Origin of the sequence: Rhodococcus sp. PBTS 1 (assembly GCF_001620025.1) — a bacterium.
Taxonomy (GTDB): domain Bacteria; phylum Actinomycetota; class Actinomycetes; order Mycobacteriales; family Mycobacteriaceae; genus Rhodococcoides; species Rhodococcoides kroppenstedtii.
Window position 1 is genome coordinate 857267 of sequence record NZ_CP015219.1, and the last position, 19197, is coordinate 876463.

Genomic DNA, 19197 nt, shown 5'->3' on the forward strand with positions numbered 1-19197 from the left:
TGTGCGGGCTCAGATCTCGAACACGGTGTCGCCGGGGACGACGTCCCGACCGACGCGCGACGCGTCCACCGAGTCGGCCGCCGAGTCCATCAGCACCACCGGACACACGTCGTCGTACCCTGCGGCGACGACGGCGTCGGGGGAGTAGCGCACCACCACGTCGCCGACGGCCACCGTGGCGCCCTCGGTGGCGACGAGCTCGAAGCCGTCGCCCTTCATCTGCACCGTGTCGATGCCGACGTGCACCAGGACGCCCTTCCTGTCGTCGGTGAGGACGACGAAGGCGTGGTGATGCAGCTTCAGCAGCCGACCGGCGACCGGGGCCACGACGTCGACCCGGCCCGTCCGCGTCGACGGCCGGATCGCGACGCCGGCACCCACCATCTGCGCGGAGAAGACCGGGTCCGGCACGTCGGCGAGGGCGACGACCGTGCCGGCCAGGGGCGCCGCGACCGTCGTCACAGAATGTCCTCGATGTCTTCGGCGAGGGTGTCGGCTTCCGGGCCGACGATGACCTGCACCGCGGTGCCCTTGGCGAAGACACCGTGCGCGCCGGCGGATTTCAACGTCGCCTCGTTCACGAGGGATCCGTCGCGCACCTCGGTGCGCAGTCGGGTGATGCACGCTTCGATCTCGACGATGTTGTCCGCGCCGCCGAGGCCGGCCACGATCTGCTCCGCCTTGCCCATGGTGGGTTCCTCTCGCTGTCGGTGTAGTCGCGGTCACAGAAGCCGGTTGACATCGACGTCCGACCTGGCCAAACTACAACTGGTTATGACCGGACAGTACCCGTGGGAGACGCCGGTCCACAACACTCTTCGAGAAGAAGGTCCCCATGGCTGCCCCCATCGACGGTTCCACAGGAACGCCCGCGCCGGACGCGGATTCGACGGTCAAGAAGGAGTCCCGGTCATTGGCCGGACTGCAGCGCTTCGGCCGGTCGCTGATGTTGCCCATCGCCGTGCTGCCCGCGGCCGGCATCCTGCTCCGCCTGGGGCAGCCCGACCTGCTCGGCCGGTTCGCACCGCTGGAGACGGCGGCGTCCGTCATCTCCGCGGCCGGTCAATCGGTCTTTACCTGGCTGCCCCTCATCTTTGCCGTCGGCATCGCTATCGGGTGGGCACGGAAGGCCGACGGATCCACCGCTCTCGCCGCCGTCGTCGGCTACATGGTGATGAACGGCGTCTTCGAGGCGATGTCACCCGTGGTGCTCGCCGGTGAGGTGGACGCCAACGGCGATCCCGCCACCATCGACTACGGCGTCCTGGCCGGCATCGTCATCGGTCTGCTCTCCGCCGTTCTCTGGCAACGCTTCTACCGGCAGAAGCTGCCGGACTACTTGGGGTTCTTCAGCGGTCGTCGATTGGTTCCCATCCTCACCGCCGTGACGGGACTGATCGTCGCGGTCCTCATGTCGTTCCTGTACCCGCTCTTCTACAGTGCCCTGAACTGGGTCGGTACCACCGTCGCGGATCACTCCGTGGTCGGCAGCGGCATCTACGGCTTCGCGAACCGCATGCTCATTCCCACGGGCCTGCACCACATCCTGAACTCGGTCGTCTGGTTCCTCGTCGGTGACTACACGGACGCCAGTGGGCAGATCGTCCGCGGTGACCTCAACCGGTTCTTCGCCGGCGACCCGTCGGCCGGCGTCTTCATGACCGGCTTCTTCCCCATCATGATGTTCGCTCTTCCCGCGGCCGCGTTCGCGATCTACCGGAACGCCAAGCCTTCGCAGAAGAAGGTCGTGGGCGGCATCATGCTCTCCACCGGTCTCACCGCCTTCGTCACCGGCATCACCGAGCCGCTCGAGTACTCGTTCATGTTCGTCGCGTGGCCCCTCTACGTCGTGCATGCCGTACTCACCGGTACGTCGATGGCGCTGACCAACGCCCTCGGTATCCACGACGGGTTCTTCTTCTCCGCGGGCGGTATCGACTACCTCCTCAACTTCGGCATCGCCACCAAGGCCTGGATGCTGATTCCGATCGGGTTGGTCTACGCGGTGATCTACTACGTGCTCTTCAGCGTCGTGATCAAGAAGTGGAACCTCCGCACGCCCGGTCGGGAGGACGACGCGGTGCTCGACGACGCGTCCGGAAAGGCGTGACCGAGCGCCTCTTCCGCGGACGCGTCGTCACCGCCGACGCGGTGATCGACGACGGCGTGGTGATCACCCGCGGCGAGCGAATCGAGTGGGTGGGACCGGCGTCGGACCGGTTCGACAGTGGGATCGAGTCGGACCGGTCCGACGGGGGGCCGGCGACGCCGCTCACCCTGCTGCCGGGCATGGTCGACGTGCACTGCCACGGCGGTGGTGGTGTCGGATTTCCCGATGCGACAGCGGATTCCGCGCCGACGGCGGTGCGCTTCCACCGCCGACGCGGGACGACGACGATGCTAGCCTCGCTCGTCTCCGCCCCGGCGGACGTGCTCGTGCGCCAGACGTCGGTACTGGCGGCCCTGTGGCACTCCGGTGACATCGCCGGTGTGCATCTCGAAGGGCCGTTCCTCGCCGTGAGTCGGTGCGGCGCACAGGATCCGGCGTCGATCGTCCCCGTCGACGTCGAGATGCTGGACCGGGTTCTCACCGCCGGCCAGGGCGCCGTGCGGTCGATGACGTTCGCGCCCGAGACGGACGGCGTCGACCACCTGATCGACGTGCTGGCTCGTCACGACGTCCGAGGATCCCTCGGCCACACCGACACCGACGCGCGGACCGTCACCGACGTCGCCCGTCGCCTGACCGGACCGGTGTCCGCGACGCACCTCTTCAACGGCATGCCGCCGTTCCACCACCGCGCCCCCGGTCCCGTCGCGGCCTGCCTCGCGGCGGCCGCGCGCGGGGAGATGATGCTCGAACTGATCGGGGACGGCGTTCATCTCGACCCCGAGACGGTCCGCGCGGTGGTCGATCTGGTGGGACCGGACCGCGTCGCGTTCGTCTCCGACGCGATGGCCGCGGCGGGCGTCGCGGACGGGCCGTATCGGTTGGGCGCTCTCGACGTCACCGTCACCGACGGAGTGGCCCGGCTGACGTCCGGCGGTGCCATCGCCGGAGGCACGTCGACGGTGCTCGACATCGTCCGTCGTGCCGTCGAGGAGTCCGGCGTCGATCTGGTGTCCGCGGTGCGGATGGGGTCGGCGACGCCGGCGCGGTTCCTCGGACTGGAGAACACGCTCGGTCGGTTGGAGGCGGGGCTACGCGCCGACCTGGTGATCACCGACGATCGCCTCGCGCCCGTCGGCGTGGTGCGAGCAGGAGAGGACGTGGATTGAGTGGAGATCGTCATTCGTGACGACGCGGCGGCCGTGCATGCGCTGGCCGCGGACATCGTCGAGCGGTGCGTGCGTGCGGGCGACCATCCCGGCGGCCCGGTGCTCGGCCTCGCGACGGGGTCGACCCCGCTGGGGGTGTACCGCGAGCTCGGTCGGCGTCACCGGGAAGAGGGCCTGTCGTTCGCGCGGGCGCGGGCGTTCCTGCTGGACGAGTACGTCGGGCTGCCGACGGCGCACCCCCAGTCCTACCGCTCGGTGATACGCGACGAGTTCGCGGCGCTGGTCGACATCGACCCCACCGCGATCGACGGTCCCGACGGCGAGGCCGAGGACGTCCCCGCCGAATCGGCGCGGTACGACCGGGCGATCGCCGAGGCCGGCGGCATCGACGTGCAGTTGCTCGGCATCGGCACCGACGGGCACATCGGGTTCAACGAGCCAGGGTCGTCGCTGGTGTCACGGACGCGTGTGAAGACTCTGACCGAGCAGACCCGACGGGACAACGCTCGATTCTTCGACTCCGCCGAGGACGTGCCGCACCACGTGATGACGCAAGGGCTCGGAACCATCGGCGAGGCCCGGCATCTGGTGCTCCTGGCGCTCGGCGACGGCAAGGCCGACGCGGTGGCCGCCGCCGTGGAGGGACCGGTCTCGGCCTTCTGCCCGGCCTCGGTGATCCAACTGCACCCGCGGGTCACGGTGGTGATCGACGAGGCCGCCGCGGCGGGGCTGCAGTTGGCCGACTACTACCGCTACGCCGCAGCGCACAAGCCGTCGTGGCAGGGATGGTGAGCCGTCAGCGCCGCGAGAACTCCGACGCCCGCTGGATCTGCTCCGGCCGCAGAGTGACGCCGGTGTAGAGCGTGAACTGCGACGCGGCCTGCAGCGCGATGACCTCCGCGCCGGTGATCACCGGCGTGCCGGCCGCGCGTGCGGCCCGGATCAGGGGGGTCTCGCTGGGCATCGCCACGACGTCCATCACCGCCGTCGCCGCGGCGACGGCCTCGGACCCGAAGGGCAGGGCGTCGGCGTCGGGACCCCCGGCCATCCCGACCGGCGTGACGTTCACCAGGAACGACCCGGGCGCGGGATCGGGAACGGGCTGCCACCGGTACCCGTAGGCGTCGGCCAGCGCCGGGCCCGTGCGCTCGTTGCGCGCGGCCACGATCCCGTCGGTGTACCCGCTGTCGCGAAGGGCGGCGACGACGGCCTTCGCCATTCCGCCGCTCCCGGTGACGGTCACCGGCGTGGCCCGGTCCACGTTCGCCGCGCCGACCAGGTCGGCCACCGCCGAGTAGTCGGTGTTGTGGGCGTGCAGGACTCCGTCCTCGTTGACGATGGTGTTCACGGAGTCGATGGCGGACGCCGAGCGGTGCATGACGTCGACGTGGTCGATGCACGCCTCCTTGAACGGCATGGACACGCCGCAGCCGCGGATCCCGAGCGCGCGGATCCCCGCGATGGCGGCCGGCAGATCGTCGGTGGTGAACGCCTTGTAGACGAAGTCGAGATCGAGTTCGTCGTAGAGGTAGTTGTGGAACCGGGTACCGATGTTGCTCGGGCGACCGGACAGGGACATGCAGAGCCGAGTGTCCTTGGTGAGCATCCGCGACATGGTCGGCAACCCTAACGCTCAGGGGCACCCCGCCGATACCGCCGCCATCGCGTCCCGATCCGCCGCCGTGACGGGCAGCCCGTAGGACACCGCCGCCGTCAGGTACCGCCCCACGTAGAAGCAGTGGTACGCGGGATCGGGCGGCAGCCAGTCCGCGGGCGTCTTGTCGCTCTTGGCCTGGTTCTCCGCGCCGGACACGGCCATGAGGTTGACGTCGAGATCGTTCGCGAAGCGGATCCTGGTCTCGAGCGGCCACGCGGCCGCGCCCATGTCCCACGCCGCCGCGAGCGGGTAGACGTGGTCGATCTGCACCTCGTTCGCGTTCTGCTTGGTGAAGGGCAGCACCTCGCCGCTGTAGGGATCGGCCAGCGTGCCCGCGACCACCACGCAGTCGTTGGTGCCCGGGCGGAACTGCACGTCCGTCAGCGAGAGCGCCAGGACGTTGTCCCGAGTGCCGCACCCGTCGTGACCGCCGGGGCCGTCGTGATCGTCGGTCCACGCCGGCCCGAACACGCACCCGTCGCCCTGCTTGCAACTGCGTTGGTACCCCGGCACGTCCGGGCGCTCGGGCACCACCGCGACGCGGGCCAACAGGTCGTCCAGCGCGGACGCGGGCGGACTGCCGGGCGCCGGCTCCACCGGCGCGATCAGCGAGCACCCCGCCAGAACGGACACGAGTACCGCGAGTACCGCCACCGCTGCGAACGACGGGCCGGAGAACGGGCGGCGGGGCGGCGTGAACACGGTGCGCAGTATGCCCGCCGCCACCGACAGGCTCGTCGGTCGCGGTGTGGCCGGTGCCGGTGCCGGTGTCGGACCTCGGTGCTTTCATGGACTCGTGCTCCACGGACTCTGGACCCCCGGCTCGGGGCTGCTGCTGTGGCAGGACGTTTCGGGCTCACCAGAAAACGGCACCGACGGGGACGGCACCGACGGGGGTGAGGGGCACGAGGATCTGCCCCCGTTCCTCGCCCGCGTCATGGCGCGCCGCCTGCGCCACACCGCCTCGGTGACCATGCCCCCGGATGGCGGCGCGGCGGATCGGGTGGAGTCGATGCCGGCGGCCGCCCTCGCTCCGATGGAAGCGGCCGATCTGCTGCGCCGGGTGCCGCTCGTGCATCCCGCGCTGTCCGGCGACCTGCGATATCTGGCCGCGGTCACCCGCGGCCTCGAACGGTGGACGCGTGCGGGTCGGGTGGTGCCGCACCAGGTGCGACTCGAGAACCGATGGTGGCTGCGCTGGCGGCTGCTCGGCGACGAGCACCAGCGGGGCTGGCGGGCCGAACTGCTCTCGGCCATGCCGCCGGTCCAACGAGCCGAGGGTGATCCTGCCGCGGTGCTCGACGATCTGATCGGCGAACTCACCGATCCGGTGGTGCGCCACGTCCTCGGCCGGCCGGACGCGGCGCATCCGCTGCTCGTGGCGCTCGTCGAGGAGGAGCCGTACGACGACGGGTCGACGCGATCCGAGCAGGCTCTCGACCGGTGGCGGGAGAGTCTGCAGGGCGAGGATGCCGCTCTGGTCCTGCGGCTCGTGGAACCGGACGATCTCGATCAGGACGCCGATCTCGACATCGGGGACGGTGCGTCCGCCCTGTGGCGGCTCGAGGTCCTCGTCCGGCCTGACGGCGAAGCGCCGCAACCGGTCTCGCTCCGGCCGGGCGCCGGTGTCGCCGACGCCACCCGGTTCCGCAGTGCGGTGCGCGCACTCGCCGAGGCGGTGGGTGCCTACCCGCCGCTCGCGTCGGTCGTCACCGCGCCGGGCTCGCTGGATCTGCTGCTGCCCACCGAGAAGGTGCTGGATTTCGTCGTGTCCGGTGTTCACGCCGTGCAGAGCGTCGGCGTCGACGTTCTGCTGCCGCGGGAATGGGCGCGCGTCGACACCTCGATGCGGCTGGCCGTCGACGCCCCGCCGTCGCCCACCACGAAGGACTCGGCGGTGGGGCTCGACCGGTTGGTCGAGTACGACTGGCAGGTGGCCGTCGGCGACATGGTGTTGACGCCGCAGGAGATGTCCCGCCTCGCGTCGTCGAAGGCTGATCTGGTGCGGGTGCGCGGCAAGTGGGTGCACGCCGACGGCGCCGTGCTGGCTCGGGCCATCGACTACGTCGAGCGGCATCGTGCGCCGGGATCGGTGCCGCTGGCGTCGGCGCTCGGACAGCTCGCCGCCGCCGAACCGCCGCCGGCGCCGGTCACGGACGTCGCCGCGACCGGTTGGGTCGCCGCTCTGCTCGACGGTGACCGCCGTCCCGAGCCGGTCGTCGTCCCGCCGTCCGTGCGGGCGACGCTGCGGCCGTACCAGGAGCGGGGCGTGCAGTGGCTCGCGTTCATGAGTTCGCTCGGACTGGGGGCGATCCTCGCCGACGACATGGGGCTGGGGAAGACCGTGCAGATCCTGGTGCTGCTGGCCTCGGAACGCGAGGCCACGCCGCCGGAGGGTCGTCGGCCGACGCTCGTGGTGGCCCCGATGTCGGTGGTGGGCAACTGGGCTCGCGAAGCGGCGACGTTCGTGCCGGACCTCGCCGTCCACGTCCACCACGGCGCGGGTCGCGTCACGGGGGACGATCTGCAGGCGGTGATCGCCGCGTCCGACCTGGTCGTCACCACCTACGCGCTGCTCGCCCGCGACGTCGCCGCGTTGTCGGCGGCGCGGTGGCGGCGTGTGGTGCTCGACGAGGCGCAGCACGTCAAGAACAGCGGGACGGCTCAGGCGCGCGCGGCGCGCGCCGTTCCGGCCGAGCACCGCATCGCGCTGACCGGAACACCGGTGGAGAACCGGCTCGAGGAGTTGCGGTCGATCGTCGACTTCTGCAATCCGGGGTTGCTGGGCGGCGCGGCGGTGTTCCGGGCTCGGTTCGCGGTGCCGATCGAGCGCGAGGGCGATCAGCATGCCTTGGCTCGATTGCGTTCTCTCACCGCGCCGTTCGTGCTGCGGCGGGTGAAGACGGACAAGGCGGTCATCGCGGATCTGCCGGACAAGTTCGAGATGACCGTGCGCACCAACCTCACGGCGGAGCAGGCGAGCCTCTACCAGGCCGTGGTGGACGAGACGATGCGGCAGATCGACGAGGCGGAGGGCATGGAACGCAAGGGTGCTGTCCTGGCGGCGCTGACCCGGCTCAAGCAGGTGTGCAACCACCCGGCGCATTTCCTGGCGGACGGGTCGACGGTGCTGCGACGGGGCCGGCATCGATCCGGGAAGGTGGCACTGGTCGAGGACATTCTCGATTCCGTACTCGGCGACGGGGAGAAGGCGTTGGTGTTCACGCAGTTCGCTGCCTTCGGCCGGATGGTTGCGCCGTACCTGGCGGAGCGGTTCGACGTCGAGGTGCCGTTCCTGCACGGCGGGGTGAGCAAGCGCGGCCGGGACGAGATGGTCGCACGGTTCCAGTCGAGCGACGGGCCGCCGATCCTGCTGGCGACGGTGAAGGCGGGCGGAACCGGGCTGACGCTCACGGCGGCGAACCACGTCGTCCACCTGGATCGGTGGTGGAACCCGGCGGTGGAGAACCAGGCCACCGACCGGGCGTTCCGCATCGGTCAACGCCGAGACGTCCAGGTGCGCAAGCTCGTCTGCGTCGGCACGCTCGAGGAGCGGATCGACGAGATCCTCACGGACAAGGCCGGACTCGCGGATCTGGCCGTGGGCAGCGGGGAGAACTGGCTCACCGAGATGTCGACCGGAGAGCTCCGAACCCTGCTGTCGCTCTCCGACGAGGCGGTGGGCGAGTGATGGCGTGGCCGGACGGGTACGGGCCGCGGCGGAAGGTCAAGGACGGGGTGCGGGCGACCACCGCGCGCGGCAAGTTCGGATCCACGTGGTGGGGGCGACGATTCGTCGAGACCATGGAAGGGTTGGCCGAGGACGGCCGACTCGCTCGCGGCCGGACGTACGCGCGGGACGGACAGGTGATCTCGCTCGCGGTCCTGCCCGGCCGCATCGAGGGCGACGTCCAGGGCAGTCAGGTCGAGCCCTTCTCGGCCACCGTCACCGTGGCCACCCTCGATCCGTTCGACACCGACGAGGTCGTCGAGACCGTGCGCCGGTCGCCGGGCATGCTGACGGCGCTCGCCTCGGGTGCGTTGCCGCAGGAATTGGGCCGGTGGCTGCTCCCGTCGAGCGCGTCCGACCTGCGCTACGACTGCTCGTGTCCGGATCACGGCTCGCCCTGCAAGCATGCGGCGGCGCTGACCTACCTCACCGCGGAGCGGATCGATGCCGATCCGACACGGCTGCTGGTGCTGCGGGGACTGTCGGTCGACGCCCTGGTCGGCGACACCGAGGACGACGGCGTGTCCCTCGTCGATCCGGCGGATCACTTCGGGGACGCCACCGTATTGCCCGCCCTGCCGGAGGTGCCGTTCGCGGCGGCACCCGACGACCTCGAGGACGGCCACTTGCTCACCGCACTGCGGACCGCCGAGGTGGGAGGGGCTGCGGTGGGGGAGGCGGCGGTGCGTGCCGGCGCCGAGGAACTGCGGGGCCTGTACCGGCGTCTGGGCGGATTCCGCTAGAGGCGTAGACATACGTGGACGTCCAACCATAGGATGACCCGTATCTACGACGAAGGTGGTTCCATGGCTCTCGATCAGTCCCCGTCCGACGCCGCACCCCGCGAATTGACGCATCTCGTCGGCGGCAAGCACGTCCCCGGCCGCTCGGGGCGATTCGCCGACGTCTTCGACCCGAACACCGGTGCGGTGCAGGCCCGCGTTCCTCTGGCGTCGGTCGACGAGGTGTCGGAGGCGATCGCCGATTCCGAAGCGGCGCAGCGTGACTGGGCGCTGCAGAATCCGCAGAAGCGTGCCCGCGTCCTCATGCGCTTCCTCGCACTGGTGCAGGCCGAGATGGACTCGCTGGCGCACCTGCTGTCCTCCGAGCACGGCAAGACCGTGGCGGACGCCAAGGGCGACATCCAGCGGGGCCTCGAGGTCGTCGAGTTCGCGACCGGCATTCCGCACCTGCTCAAGGGCGAGTTCACCGAGAGCGCCGGAACCGGCATCGACGTGTACTCGATGCGTCAGCCGCTCGGCGTGGTCGCCGGGATCACGCCCTTCAACTTCCCCGCGATGATCCCCCTCTGGAAGGCCGCGCCCGCCATCGCGTGCGGCAACGCCTTCGTGCTCAAGCCGTCCGAGCGTGACCCGTCGGTGCCGCTGCGTCTGGCCGAGCTGTTCCTCGAGGCCGGCGGCCCGCCCGGAATCTTCCAGGTCGTCAACGGCGACAAGGAGGCAGTCGACGCGCTGCTGACGGACGAGCGCATTCGTGCCGTCGGCTTCGTCGGGTCCACCCCGATCGCGCAGTACATCTACGAGACCGCCGCGGCCCACGGCAAGCGGGCCCAGTGCTTCGGCGGAGCCAAGAACCACGCCATCGTGATGCCCGACGCGGATCTGGACGAGGTGGCGGACGCCCTCATCGGCGCCGGCTACGGCAGCGCGGGCGAGCGCTGCATGGCCATCTCGGTCGCCGTGCCCGTCGGTGAGGAGACGGCGGAGGCGTTGCGCGCCAAGCTCGTCGAGCGCGTCGAGAAGCTCAGCGTCGGACGCAGCGACGACGCCGCCAGCGACTTCGGGCCGCTGGTGTCGGCCGACGCTGTCGAGCGCGTGAACAGCTACGTCGGGATCGGTGTCGAGGAAGGCGCCGACCTCGTGGTCGACGGCCGAGGCTTCTCCCTGGCCGGTCACGAGGACGGGTTCTTCACCGGCGCAACCCTCTTCGACCACGTGACGCCGGAGATGCGCATCTACCGCGAGGAGATCTTCGGACCGGTCCTGCAGATCGTGCGGGCGGCGGACTACGAGGAGGCGTTGCGCCTGCCGTCGGCCCACGAGTACGGCAACGGCGTCGCGATCTTCACCCGGGACGGTGACACCGCCCGCGACTTCACCGCACGGGTGAACGTCGGCATGGTCGGCGTCAACGTGCCGATCCCGGTGCCGATCGCGTACCACACGTTCGGCGGGTGGAAGCGGTCCGGTTTCGGCGACCTCAATCAGCACGGGCCGGATTCGGTGCGCTTCTACACCAAGACCAAGACGGTGACGCAGCGGTGGCCGAGCGGTCGCAAGGAAGCCGTCACGCAGAACCACTTCGTCATCCCGACGATGGACTGAGCGAGTGACCTCGGATCTGTTCGCGCTCGACGAGGACGAGCGCGCGATCGCCGACACCGCCGCGGAGTTCGCCGCGGAGTTCCTCGCTCCGCACGCGGTGGAGTGGGATCGGGAGAAGCACTTCCCGGTCGACGTCCTCCGCAAGGCGGCGGCGCTCGGCATGGGCGGGATCTACGTCGCCGAGGACGTCGGCGGCTCGGGTCTGCGCCGTGTCGACGCCGTCCGCATCTTCGAGAAGCTGGCCGGTGGGGATCCGTCGGTCGCGGCCTACCTGTCCATCCACAACATGGTCGCCTGGATGATCGACACGTACGGCAGCGACGAGCAGCGCCGCCGGTGGTTGCCGTCCCTGTGTGCGATGGACGAGTTCGGCAGCTACTGCCTGACCGAACCCGGGGCCGGTTCGGACGCGGCGGCCCTCACCACCAAGGCCGTCCGTGACGGCGACGACTGGCTGCTGACCGGCGTCAAGCAGTTCATCTCCGGGGCCGGGACGTCGGGTGTCTACGTCGTCATGGCCCGGACCGGTGGCCCCGGGCCGTCGGGCATCTCGGCGTTCGTCGTCGAGAAGGACACGGCAGGACTGTCGTTCGGCCCCAACGAGATCAAGATGGGGTGGAACGCCCAACCGACCCGGCAGGTGATTCTCGACGGCGTTCGCGTTCCGGCCGATCACCTCCTGGGCGGCGAGGGCAACGGGTTCCGCATCGCGATGAACGGACTCAACGGCGGCCGCATCAACATCGCGGCGTGCTCGCTCGGCGGTGCCGCCGCGGCGTTCGACACGGCGGTGCGGTATCTCGCCGATCGCCGTGCGTTCGGTGCCCGTCTGCTCGACGCCCAGGCCCTGCAGTTCCGGCTCGCCGACATGCGGACCGACCTCGAGGCCGCCCGCGTCCTGCTGCTGCGGGCCGCGGCCGCCCTCGACGCCGATGCCCCGGACAAGGTTTCCCTCTGCGCGATGGCGAAGAAGTTCACCACGGACACCGGATTCGCCGTCGCCAACGACGCGCTGCAGTTGCTCGGCGGCTACGGCTATCTCAGCGAGTACGGACTCGAGAAGATCGTGCGCGATCTCCGAGTGCACCAGATCCTGGAAGGAACCAACGAAGTGATGCGACTCGTCATCGCGCGGTCCGTGGTGGGCGCCGCATGACCGACACCGGCACCGCCGAACCGGAGGTGCTCCTCGGCGTCGATCGGGGCGTCGCGACGATCACCCTGAACCGGCCGCGCGCGATCAACGCGCTCAGTCACGCGATGGTGCGCACCATCGACGCAGCCCTGATCGACTGGGCGGCGGACCCGGCGGTGCGCGTCGTGCTGATCACCGGCAACGGCGAGCGCGGGCTGTGCGCGGGCGGCGACATCGTCGCCATCCACGACGACGCCAAGGCCAAGGCGGGCGCGAACTGGCCCACCGGCTCGGCGACGGCGCAGTTCTGGCGCGACGAGTACACGATGAACGCCCGCATCCATCGCTACCCCAAGCCGGTCGTCGCCGTCATGGCCGGCGCGGTGATGGGCGGCGGCGTCGGCATCTCGGCGCACGCGTCGGTGCGTGTGGTCACCGACACCGCGAAGGTGGCGATGCCGGAGGTCGGCATCGGCTTCGTGCCCGACGTGGGCGGCACCTACCTGCTGGCGCGCACGCCGGGCGAGCTCGGCACACACCTCGCGCTCACCACGGCGCGGATGTCGGCCGGCGACGCCATCGCCGCCGGGTTCGCCGACCATTACGTGCCGACGGCCGACCTCGACGCCTTCGTGGAGGCGCTGCACACGGGGACCGTCGACACCGCGCTTTCCCTCGCCTCCCCGGCGCCCGACTCTCCGCTCGCGGACCGGCGATCGTGGATCGACGAGGCCTACGCCGGCGACGACGCCGCCGAGATCGTCGACCGGTTGCGCCGGTCCGGCGTCGCCGAGGCGATCGCCGCGGCCGACGCGATCGAGGCGAAATCGCCCACCTCCGTCGTCGTCACGCTGCGGTCGCTGCGCCGCGCCGCCGCCGCGTCGTCCCTCGACGAGGTGCTCGACGAGGAGTACCGCGTGTCGATCGCCTCGCTCGACTCGCCCGATCTGGTCGAGGGCATCCGGGCGCAGGTCGTCGACAAGGACCGCACGCCGTCGTGGCGGCCGGCGACGCTCGGCGAGGTGACCGCCGCCGACGTCGACCGCTTCTTCGCCCCGCTCGGGGACGCCGAACTCGGCCTCGCCACCCGAACCGAACCCCTCTCCTCCGAAGGATTCCCCGCATGAGCACTGTCGCCTTCCTCGGCCTCGGCCACATGGGTGGACCCATGGCCGCCAACCTCGTGGCCGCAGGCCACGACGTCCGAGGCTTCGATCCGGTCCCCGCGTCACAGGACGCCGCCCGCGCGAACGGCGTCACGGTCGTCGCCTCCGCCGCCCTGGCGGTGGCCGGAGCGTCCATGGTCGTCACGATGCTGCCGAGTGGCCGCCACGTCCTGGACTGCTACGCCGAGATCGTGCCGGCGGCCGAGCCGGACACGCTGTTCGTGGACTCGTCCACCATCGACGTCGCGGACGCCCGCGCCGCCGCCGAGATCGCCACGGGCGCCGGACATCGCGCCGTGGACGCCCCCGTGTCCGGCGGGGTCGGTGGTGCCACCGCCGGCACGCTCACCTTCATGGTCGGCGGGCCCGACGCGGACGTCGCCGCCGCCACGCCGTACCTGGAGATCATGGGCCGCAAGGTGGTTCACTGCGGTCAGGGCGGCAACGGGCAGGCGGCGAAGCTCTGCAACAACATGATCCTGGGCATCTCCATGGTCGCGGTGAGCGAGGCGTTCGTGCTGGGCGAGAAGCTCGGGCTGACCAACCAGGCGCTGTTCGACGTGGCCTCCACCGCGTCCGGCCAGTGCTGGGCTCTGACCACCAACTGTCCGGTGCCGGGCCCGGTTCCGACGTCACCGGCCAACAACGACTACACGCCCGGCTTCGCCGCCGCCCTCATGCGGAAGGACCTGGGCCTGGCCGCGGATGCGGTGCGCGCCACGGGAGTCCCGGCGCGCATGGGCCTGCTCGCCGCCGAGCTGTACGAGGACTACGCCCGCGAGCACGGAGGCACCGACTTCTCCGGCATCGTCCAGGACATCCGCGAGCGATCGGGGGAGACGGCGTGAGCACGGAACCGGGGGCATCGGCGGCATCGGGGGCATCCGGGACCGACCGCCACGAGACCATCGAGACCTCGGTGACGGGCCGGGTCGCGGTGATCCGCCTGCACCGGCCGAAGGCCCTCAACGCGCTGAATTCCACCCTCATGCACGAGGTGGTCACCGCGGCAGAAAGTTTCGATGCCGATCCGGAGATCGGGTGCATCGTGCTCCTCGGGTCCGAGCGGGCGTTCGCCGCCGGCGCGGACATCAAGGAGATGCAATCGAAGACGTACGCCGACGTCCACGGCGGCGACCTCTTCACCGAGTGGGACCGGTTCGCCGCGGTGCGGACGCCCACCCTCGCCGCGGTCGCCGGATACGCCCTCGGCGGCGGCTGCGAGGTGGCCATGATGTGCGACGTCCTGCTCGCGGCGGACACGGCGCAGTTCGGTCAGCCGGAGATCACGCTCGGCACCATCCCCGGCATCGGGGGCTCGCAACGGCTCACGCGGGCAGTCGGTAAGGCCAAGGCCATGGAGATGTGTCTGACGGGTCGTCGGATGGGCGCCGAGGAGGCCGAGCGTGCCGGGCTCGTCTCCCGCATCGTCCCGGCGGCCGACCTCGAGACCGAGGCGATGACGACGGCGCAGACCATCGCGTCGCAGTCGTTGCCGGTGGCGATGCTCGCCAAGGAGGCAGTGAATCGGGCGTTCGAGTCCACCCTCGCCGAGGGAGTTCGTTTCGAGCGCCGCGTCTTCCACGCTACGTTCGCGACGGAGGATCGGGCCGAGGGCATGTCGGCGTTCGTGGAGAAGCGCACGCCGAACTTCCGCCACCGCTGAGCGCCCGGCCGGTGACCGAGGCCCCGCGTCGGTCACCAGCCGGAGTCGTCCTCGTCGTCGAAATCGCCTGCCCGACGGCGGACGCCGGCGAGAATCGCGACCAGGGAGTCGAGTTCGCGGCCGGCCACGCCGGGGTCTCCGAACACACGGTCGTTCAATTGCTCGGTGGCGGAGACGGCCAATCGTCGTCCGCTGTCGGTGATCTCGACCAGGGTCGTCCGTCGGTCGGTGGGGTGGGGGACTCGGGTGACCAGGCCGGCCTTTTCGAGTCGGTCGACGGCATTGGTCACCGACGTCGGGTGAACCTGCAGGCGCGCACTGGCTTTCGCCATGGGGAGTGCCCCGGTGCGGGTGAAGGTGAGCAGGGTCAGCAGTTCGTAGCGGGCGAACGTGAGTCCGGTGGGTTTGAGCACCTCGTCGACGCGGGCCATCATGATCTGCTGCACCCGCATGATCGACGTCACCGCTGCCATGCCGTCCGCGGCGTCGGTCCATCCGTGCCGAACCCATTGCCGATGGGCCTCGGCGATCGGGTCGAGCGGGAGCTTCGGTGCGGAGGGCATGGGTCGATCCTTCCACGACGATGCCCCGTGGTCAGTGTGATGCGTGTGAACCGCCTTGATTCACAGCAGTCACATCAGCATCATGCGACACTTCGGTATCAATGAGGTCTCGGCAGCCGTGATGCGGCGCGGCGCGTGGTGAACTCGTACCGAGCAGTCCGCGTCGTCGCCTCGACGCCTCGTCCGTGGACTCCGTACCGGCCCGAACCCGTATCCAGGAGAGACCATGCGTACATCCCGACGACTCCGGCGCACCGTCGCCGGCCTCGCCCTTGCGTGCGCCGGAGCGCTCGCCGTTCCCGCGGTGGCCACGGCCGAGCCGACCGTGCCGCTGGTCCCCGAGTCCAACCCCCTGCTCGACGCCATCGCGTTGCTCGAGGGCACCGGATCCGGTGACGGCACCGGATCGGCCGAGGGTAGCGACCCCACCGACCCCGCCGACCCCACCGACACCGCCCTGGACGCCGCCCGCGCCGTCCTGGGTGCCGCACCCACCGTCGACGTCGCGGAGCCGAACGGCAACCCCCTCGCCCTCGCCGACGCCGCGAACGGCCTGCTCCAGGGCTTCGGGCTCACGCCGTTCTTCTATCCGACCGCCGCGTTGAACTGCTCGGCGCTCCCCGGCGTGCCGTTCGGCGTCGTGCCGGCGGTCGCGGGTGCGGCTCCCGGTCCCTACACGCCGAAGGTTCCCGGCGTCGGCGCCCTGCCCACCCTGCCCGGCGTCGACACCACCATCGCCGATCCCGGTGAGACCCTCTACGCCTTCGTGCCCGCGCCGGGCGGGATCGTGAACGACGCCGCGAACAAGTCGGGCATGCAGGTCGCGTGGTTCAACGTCAACACGCTGAAGGGCGGGTTCGCCGACATGGGCGGGCTGGCCGACGTCATCTCCTCGGAGATCATCGACGGCCTCCCCGCGCCGATCCAGGGTCCCGCGCGTGACCTCGTGCAGCGCAACCTCGCGGCGTTCCCGAGCGCCGGCGTGCGGCTCGCTCCCGTGGCCACCGGGTCCGGCACGGTGCTCGCCGCGGTCTTCGGCCAGGTGACGCACGACGGCAAGACATGCGCGTTCTTCCCGACGGTGGGCCTGACGCAGGTCCCCTGACTCGTCCGTCCAGCGACGAACGGGCCCCGGCGATCACGCCGGGGCCCGTTCTGCTGTGGGCGCTCCTCGGCCTATCCTCCGGTGTCATGACAGCGGGCGACGCAGCGGCATGGACAGGGGAGTGGGAGGGGCAGGGGATCGACGTCGCGGTGCACGATCCGGACGGGGACCCGACCGCTCTGCTGATCCTCGCGCACGGCGCAGGCAGCGACAGGGACGCGCCGGTGCTCGTCGCCGTGGCGACGGCTCTGGCGGAGCGCGGCCTGCGGGTGGTGCGGATGACGCTGCCGTTCCGGCAGGAGCGTCCGAAGGGGCCGCCGAACCGCGCGGGCGCAGCCGCGGATCGCGCCGGCATCGCCGCCGTCGCCGCATGGGCGGTGGCGCGGGAACGCCGTCGTCCCCCGGTGATCGTCGGCGGTCACTCCTACGGTGGACGGCAGGCCTCGATGCTGGTGGCCGAGAACCCGGCCGTGGCCGACGGGCTCCTTCTGCTGAGCTATCCGCTGCACCCGCCTCGCAAGCCGGACGTGCTGCGGGTCGACCACTTCCCGGCGATCACGGTGCCGACGGTGTTCGTGCACGGCTGCAAGGACACGTTCGCGACGAGCGAGGAACTGGCCGGCGCGGTGCGCACGATTCCGGCCGCGGTTCACGTGGTCACGGTGGAGGGGGCGGGACACGATCTGGCCCCGACCCGCAAGCCCACGGCGGCCCTCACCGCAGACGCGGTGGAGAGGGAGTGGGTGCGACGAGACGGGTGACAAGGAGTGCCCCCGGCAGGATTCGAACCTGCGGCCTTCCGCTCCGGAGGCGGACGCTCTATCCCCTGAGCTACGGGGGCGCACCGGAGAACCGGTGTGCCGATCGGGCTGTCACAGACTAGCGCATGCCGAACGTCAGATCGGCGCAGCCCCCTTCTCGGTCAGCATCTGGGTCATCAGCTGCGACTCCGACTGCTGCGTGTCCACCATCGTCTGCGCGAGCTGACGTACGACGGCGGAGCTCGCGTGCATCGCGCCGTACTCCATCATCGGCAGTCCACCCTGGTGGTGGCGCAGCATCAGCTGCAGGAACAGCACGTCCGCCGCCGGGCCGGTGGCGGCCCGCAGGTTCGTCATGTCCTGTGCCGTGGCCATGCCGGGCATCGCCGCGACGGTGCCGTCGCCGGACCCGGCGTTCGTGGACATGTCGGCCATCCCGCCTCCGCCGTGGCCGCCGTGACCGGAGCCGTCGGACATCCACCCCATGTAGCCCCCGGTCGGGAGCGGGGGAGCGTCCCACAGTGCAAGCCACCCCTGCATCTGGCCGACCTGGTTCTGCTGGGTGGTGAGGATGTCGTACGCGAGGTTGCGCACGAGCGGATCCGTGGCCGAACCCAGTGCGACCGTGGCCATCTCGATGGCCTGGTTGTGGTGCACGGTCATGTCCTGCGCGAAACCGACGTCCACCGAGTCCAGCGCCGGGTGGGCCGGAGCGTCGTCGCGCAGCGGGAGCTGGGCGAGGAAGCCGACCGCGAACCCGACGAGCAGGAGCGCCACGACGCCGAGCGCGAGCAGCGGGCCGCGCTGACTACGTCGCGGTGCGGACTCGAGCCCCTCGGTCCGGGCGTCGGCAGCGTCCCCGCTCACGGCGTCGGAACGACGGGCTGGGCCGGATCGGCCGGCAGCTGCATCGGATCGGTCAGCTCGGTGCTGTCGGGCGTGATGCCCTCACCGGACATCGGCACGGCGTCCGCTCCCGGCGGCGTCGGGTCGAAGGGCGGCGGGTTGTCCGGGTCGAAGGTCTGCGGCGTGGTCGAGCAGCTGGCTCCGACCTCCGGGTACTGGAACCGGTTCAGGCGCAGCGCCGTGATGAACTGGTCGATGCGCGGATCGTCGACGCTGTCCAGCTTCAGCTGGTGGCCCCACGACTGCAGCGACACGGGCGAGTCCAGTCCGGGGTAGGCGGACATGAGCATGTACTGCTGGCCCTCGACCTTGGATGCGAGCGTGGCGATCTGATCCTCGGACAGCGCGTCGGGGTCGTACGCGATCCACACGGCACCGTGCTCGAGGGAGTGCACGGCGTTCTCGGTGCGCAGACCGTCCGGGTACACGGTGCCCATGCAGTTGGCCCAGATCTGATCGTGCGGTCCGCCGAACGGAGGCGACTGGTCGTACGCCACGCGCTGCGTCCCGGTGACGTGGAGCGCAGCCGGGTACTGCTGGATCTGCACGCCCTCGATGGCCGTCGACGGGTCCTGGTTGGACTCGCTGGGCGCGAAGCGCTGCGCCTCGGCCCGATCCTGGTACTTCGGGATCAGGTTGATCGCCAGGGCCGCGATGAGGCCGATCACGACCACGGCGGCACCGATGGTCAGCCACGGCACGTTGCGACCACGGGCGCCACCGCTCCGGGCGGGGACACCGCCCTTGGTCTTGCTCTTCTTGCCGGCCGCCTTGATGGCCTTGGCCGATTTCGATCCGGACTTGTCGGAACCGCTGGGCATCGTCGGTGTGCTCTTTCGGTCGTGGGTCATGTCGCCGCGGACGCTCGTCGTCGGGCAGCCGAG

The 19197-nt window shown here is 70.6% G+C and carries 19 protein-coding genes and 1 tRNA gene; 12 read left to right on the forward strand and 8 right to left on the reverse strand.

What is annotated here, in order from left to right:
- Positions 1–9: 9 nt before the first annotated feature.
- Positions 10–462, reverse strand: coding sequence for a PTS sugar transporter subunit IIA (locus tag A3Q40_RS03825; protein ID WP_068099861.1), 453 nt, complete (start codon positions 460–462; stop codon positions 10–12).
- Positions 459–689, reverse strand: a complete 231-nt coding sequence (locus A3Q40_RS03830) for a glucose PTS transporter subunit EIIB (protein ID WP_068099862.1) — start codon at positions 687–689, stop codon at positions 459–461. The genes A3Q40_RS03825 and A3Q40_RS03830 overlap by 4 nt, the downstream gene beginning before the upstream one ends.
- A gap of 257 nt (positions 690–946) precedes the next feature.
- On the opposite strand from A3Q40_RS03830, the gene A3Q40_RS03835 reads away from it, so the two are divergent.
- The 3 genes from A3Q40_RS03835 to nagB are packed head-to-tail and all read left to right on the forward strand — an operon-like array spanning position 947 to position 4071.
- Entirely contained in the window at positions 947–2110 is a 1164-nt protein-coding gene (locus A3Q40_RS03835; RefSeq protein WP_082834060.1) for a PTS transporter subunit EIIC, read from the forward strand.
- Entirely contained in the window at positions 2107–3279 is a 1173-nt protein-coding gene (locus A3Q40_RS03840; RefSeq protein ID WP_068099864.1) for an N-acetylglucosamine-6-phosphate deacetylase, read from the forward strand. Before A3Q40_RS03835 ends, A3Q40_RS03840 begins: the two co-directional genes overlap by 4 nt.
- A complete protein-coding gene (gene nagB, locus A3Q40_RS03845) occupies positions 3280–4071 on the forward strand; it encodes a glucosamine-6-phosphate deaminase (RefSeq protein ID WP_068099865.1) in 792 nt (263 codons plus the stop codon).
- Positions 4072–4075: 4 nt separating this feature from the next.
- On the opposite strand, the gene A3Q40_RS03850 is transcribed toward nagB, so the two are convergent.
- Both A3Q40_RS03850 and A3Q40_RS03855 read right to left on the reverse strand, forming a co-directional pair.
- A complete protein-coding gene (locus tag A3Q40_RS03850) occupies positions 4076–4894 on the reverse strand; it encodes a shikimate 5-dehydrogenase (RefSeq protein ID WP_068099866.1) in 819 nt (272 codons plus the stop codon).
- Positions 4895–4912: 18 nt separating this feature from the next.
- Positions 4913–5590 carry an HNH endonuclease family protein gene (locus tag A3Q40_RS03855; protein ID WP_068105138.1) on the reverse strand — a complete coding sequence of 226 codons (678 nt, stop codon included), beginning with the start codon at positions 5588–5590 and terminating at the stop codon, positions 4913–4915.
- A 142-nt stretch (positions 5591–5732) separates the two neighbouring features.
- Here A3Q40_RS03855 and A3Q40_RS03860 point away from each other — a divergent pair, with 142 nt between their 5' ends.
- From A3Q40_RS03860 to A3Q40_RS03890, 7 genes are all read left to right on the forward strand, one after another.
- A complete protein-coding gene (locus A3Q40_RS03860) occupies positions 5733–8627 on the forward strand; it encodes a DEAD/DEAH box helicase (protein WP_068105141.1) in 2895 nt (964 codons plus the stop codon).
- The gene (locus A3Q40_RS03865; protein WP_068099867.1) at positions 8627–9409 is read left to right on the forward strand and encodes an SWIM zinc finger family protein; all 783 of its coding nucleotides are present in this window, start codon (positions 8627–8629) and stop codon (positions 9407–9409) included. The genes A3Q40_RS03860 and A3Q40_RS03865 overlap by 1 nt, the downstream gene beginning before the upstream one ends.
- Positions 9410–9472: 63 nt before the next feature.
- Positions 9473–11011 (forward strand): CoA-acylating methylmalonate-semialdehyde dehydrogenase, encoded by a 1539-nt coding sequence (locus tag A3Q40_RS03870; protein ID WP_068105145.1) that lies wholly within the window; start codon positions 9473–9475, stop codon positions 11009–11011.
- A gap of 16 nt (positions 11012–11027) precedes the next feature.
- Positions 11028–12167, forward strand: coding sequence for an acyl-CoA dehydrogenase family protein (locus A3Q40_RS03875; RefSeq protein WP_068105148.1), 1140 nt, complete (start codon positions 11028–11030; stop codon positions 12165–12167).
- A complete protein-coding gene (locus A3Q40_RS03880; protein WP_068099868.1) occupies positions 12164–13273 on the forward strand; it encodes an enoyl-CoA hydratase/isomerase family protein in 1110 nt (369 codons plus the stop codon). The genes A3Q40_RS03875 and A3Q40_RS03880 overlap by 4 nt, the downstream gene beginning before the upstream one ends.
- Positions 13270–14160 (forward strand): 3-hydroxyisobutyrate dehydrogenase, encoded by an 891-nt coding sequence (gene mmsB / locus A3Q40_RS03885; RefSeq protein WP_068099869.1) that lies wholly within the window; start codon positions 13270–13272, stop codon positions 14158–14160. Before A3Q40_RS03880 ends, mmsB begins: the two co-directional genes overlap by 4 nt.
- 59 nt (positions 14161–14219) lie before the next feature.
- A complete protein-coding gene (locus A3Q40_RS03890; protein WP_157889693.1) occupies positions 14220–14978 on the forward strand; it encodes an enoyl-CoA hydratase in 759 nt (252 codons plus the stop codon).
- Positions 14979–15010: 32 nt separating this feature from the next.
- On the opposite strand, the gene A3Q40_RS03895 is transcribed toward A3Q40_RS03890, so the two are convergent.
- Positions 15011–15541: a MarR family winged helix-turn-helix transcriptional regulator gene (locus tag A3Q40_RS03895; protein ID WP_068099871.1), complete on the reverse strand. Its 531-nt coding sequence runs from the start codon at positions 15539–15541 to the stop codon at positions 15011–15013.
- 226 nt (positions 15542–15767) lie between these two features.
- Between A3Q40_RS03895 and A3Q40_RS03900 the strand changes: the two genes are divergently transcribed.
- Positions 15768–16646: a hypothetical protein gene (locus A3Q40_RS03900; RefSeq protein ID WP_068099872.1), complete on the forward strand. Its 879-nt coding sequence runs from the start codon at positions 15768–15770 to the stop codon at positions 16644–16646.
- Positions 16647–16732: 86 nt separating this feature from the next.
- Entirely contained in the window at positions 16733–17407 is a 675-nt protein-coding gene (locus tag A3Q40_RS03905) for an alpha/beta hydrolase family protein (RefSeq protein ID WP_068099873.1), read from the forward strand.
- Between the two features lie 7 nt (positions 17408–17414).
- On the opposite strand, the gene A3Q40_RS03910 is transcribed toward A3Q40_RS03905, so the two are convergent.
- From A3Q40_RS03910 to A3Q40_RS03920, 3 genes are all read right to left on the reverse strand, one after another.
- A tRNA-Arg gene (locus A3Q40_RS03910) sits at positions 17415–17487 on the reverse strand.
- 55 nt (positions 17488–17542) lie between these two features.
- A complete protein-coding gene (locus A3Q40_RS03915) occupies positions 17543–18274 on the reverse strand; it encodes a DUF305 domain-containing protein (RefSeq protein WP_068099874.1) in 732 nt (243 codons plus the stop codon).
- Positions 18271–19134: a DUF3105 domain-containing protein gene (locus A3Q40_RS03920; protein ID WP_068105150.1), complete on the reverse strand. Its 864-nt coding sequence runs from the start codon at positions 19132–19134 to the stop codon at positions 18271–18273. The genes A3Q40_RS03915 and A3Q40_RS03920 overlap by 4 nt, the downstream gene beginning before the upstream one ends.
- Between the last annotated feature and the right edge of the window lie 63 nt (positions 19135–19197).